We start from the raw sequence: 2,691 nt of genomic DNA, 5'->3' as shown, positions 1-2,691 counted from the left end.
GCCTGACCACCTCATCGTCGGTCGGTGCCGTGCCCACCTGCATCTCCACGATTGCGCGCTTGGCCGCCCCCTCCGCCGCCCCGTCCGGCGCCGTTCAGTCCGGCGCCGCCCAGCCCGGCCCGACCACGAGCCAGTCCGGCCCGACCACGAGCACGGCCGCCACCAGGGCCACGGCCACGCCCGCCACCAGGGCCACGGCCACCACCAGGGCCACGGCCACGGCCGCCACCACGGCCGACGCCGTCGTCCGGGGCGTCTGGCCGAGGGGCCGCCGGCACCCGTCCCGGGCCGGGTCGGAGGCCCACCGTCACGCGGAGGGGCGACCGCCGGGACCGGTCCGGCGCGCGGCGGACGGGCCGCCCGCCACCGTCGCTGATGGACACCGAAGGTGACGGCGACGTTACCACCGACGCCCGACGGCGGTGGCCCGCGACAGCCGGACAGGGCCGTCCGACCGGTTCCCGACCGGTCCCGTCCGTCCCCGGGGCGGCGGCGGAATCGCGCAATCTGGAAGGCGTGCCGACCGGCGTACTTCGTCATCCTTGATGGGCCGCCGGGAGCCGTACCACCGGCCGGCGGCGACATTTCGTCCACATTGCATCGTCAACAGGGGGCCCACCTGTGACCCATTCTCCGGTTAAGAACGCGTCCACACCCCCGGAGGCCGTGCCGGACCGCCCTCGGCAACCGGCGGGCGAGGGGAGGGAACCGACGCCGCGCGGTAAACCCTCGTGGTGGCGTCGCCCGTGGGTGCTGCCCGCCGCGCTGCTCGCGTTCGCGTTCGTGTTCGTGTTCGTGCCGCCGTACCTCACCTTCGACCCGGACCAGGCCCGCCTGCAGAACCTGCGCCGAGACATCCCGTGGCACTACGGCTTCCTGGTCGCGCACGTCATCTTCGGCACGGTGGCGATGGTGACCGTGCCGTTCCAGGTGTGGCCCCGGCTCCGCCAGCGCTATCCCGCCGTGCACCGGTTCATGGGCCGGGCGTACGTCTTCGGCGGGGTGATCCCCTCGGCGCTGACTTCCCTGGTGATCGTGCCGTTCGCGATGGGTCCGGTCGGCAACACCATCGGCGCGCTCCTTTGGCTGGCCGCGACCCTGTACGGCTGGCGGATGGCCCGTCGGCGGCAGTACGCCAGCCACCGCCGCTTCATGATCTACAGCTTCGCGCTCTGCATGCAGATCATCGAGGGGCGGGTCATGGTGCTCACCATCCCGTTCATTCCCGGCTTCGAGCCGTCCTCCATGCCGCTGCTGCTCGAAACGGCGAGCTGGATCGGCATCGTGCTCAACCTGCTGGCCGCCCAGTGGTACCTGGAGTGGTCGGCCCGGCGCAACAGGGCCTCGCTGGCCACGGCCGTGCCGGCCAGGTGAGGCGTCACCGGTCGCGGCGCCCGGCCGCGTACCGGCGCCCGGCCGCCGTTCCCACCCGGAACGGCGGCACGGGCCATCACGACGGACAAACGGAGGTGCCGGATGCGGGCGGCAGTCGTCCCGGAAGTCAACGCCAGATGGGAAGTCGTCGAGCTGCCCACCCCCCGCCCCGGCCCCGGTGAGGTGCTGGTCCGGGTACGCGCCTCGGGCCTCTGCGTCAACGACGTGCTCGCCTCCCGGGGCGCCATCCCGTTCCCCGCCGTGACCCCGGCGGTGCCCGGCCACGAACCGGTCGGCGAGGTGGTCGAGGTCGGCGCGGGGGTGACCGCCCGCCGGGTGGGGGACCGGGTGGGCGTCACCTGGGTGCAGGGCGCCTGCGGCCGGTGCGACTACTGCCGGCTCAACCTTCCGCTGTCCGGGCAGGCGGCGCTGAACTGCCAGGCCCCCCGGACGACCGGCTTCACGGTGCCGGGCGGTCAGGCCGAGTACGTGGTGGCGGTCGCGGAGGCGACCGTGCTGCTGCCCGACGGGCTCGCGTACGAACTCGCCGCCCCGATGATGTGCGCCGGGTACACCGCCTGGAGCGCGTTGCGTCAGGGCGAACCGCGGCCGGCGGAACGGGTCGCCGTGCTCGGCATCGGGGCAGTGGGTCACCTCGCCGTGCAGCTCTCCCACGCCTGCGGTTTCGAGACGGTCGCGGTCACCCGGTCACCGGACAAGCGGGATACGGCCCGGCGCCTCGGCGCCGACGCCGTCGTGGGCGACGGCGCCGAGCTGCGCGAGCTGGGCGGCGCCGACGTCATCCTGGCCACCGGCAGCTCCTACCGCAGCGCCGCGGAGAGCCTGCGCGGGTTGCGGGTCGACGGCCGCCTGGTCCTGGCGGGCCTGGACTCGCCCGCCGGGTTCGACCTGGCGCCCCCCGGCGCCCGCCCGTTCTTCGCGCAGCGGCACCGCGTCATCGGCGCCACCCACCACGGGCTGCGGTACCTGACGGAGGCCCTGCGCCTCGTGGCCGCCGGCCGCTGCGCCCCGGTGGTCGAGGAGTTCCCCGCGACCCGGATAGCCGACGCGGTGGACCGGGTGGCGAAGGGGGACGTGCGCTTCCGCGCCGTCGTCTCCTGGTGAGCCGGGGCGGGCCGCCGTCCGCCGGTACCGCATTCCGCAACGATTCTGGCCCGGTTCTCCGCGCTGTTCGGCAGTCGCGGAAATCACCATTTTCCGTCGCCCGCGATTTCGCGTATCCGGTGGGCGGCCGGCGGACCGCAATCGTGGAGATGCAGGTGGGTGCGCCGCCGACCGACGATTGGGTGGTCCGGT

General features: G+C 74.2%; 3 protein-coding genes. 2 read left to right on the top strand and 1 reads right to left on the bottom strand.

Annotated features, from left to right (window positions below):
• Positions 1-94: 94 nt before the first annotated feature.
• On the bottom strand, positions 95-220 hold the full coding sequence (locus tag ACSNN9_RS28290; protein ID WP_436676360.1) for a hypothetical protein: 126 nt from the start codon (positions 218-220) through the stop codon (positions 95-97).
• 530 nt (positions 221-750) lie between these two features.
• Between ACSNN9_RS28290 and ACSNN9_RS28285 the strand changes: the two genes are divergently transcribed.
• Entirely contained in the window at positions 751-1,374 is a 624-nt protein-coding gene (locus tag ACSNN9_RS28285; protein WP_436676359.1) for a DUF2306 domain-containing protein, read from the top strand.
• A 102-nt stretch (positions 1,375-1,476) separates the two neighbouring features.
• A complete protein-coding gene (locus ACSNN9_RS28280) occupies positions 1,477-2,499 on the top strand; it encodes an alcohol dehydrogenase catalytic domain-containing protein (protein WP_436676358.1) in 1,023 nt (340 codons plus the stop codon).
• The last annotated feature ends 192 nt before the right edge of the window (positions 2,500-2,691 follow it).

Origin of the sequence: Micromonospora sp. URMC 107 (assembly GCF_051386315.1) — a bacterium.
Lineage (GTDB): Bacteria > Actinomycetota > Actinomycetes > Mycobacteriales > Micromonosporaceae > Micromonospora.
The sequence above is the reverse complement of the archived record's forward strand: the minus strand, read 5'-3'. Positions and strand labels throughout refer to the sequence as shown.

Coding starts and splice junctions, on each gene's coding strand:
- ACSNN9_RS28280 (WP_436676358.1), top strand. CDS start 1,477: ATGCGGGCGGCAGTCGTCCCGGAAGTCAACGCCAGATGGGAAGTCGTC.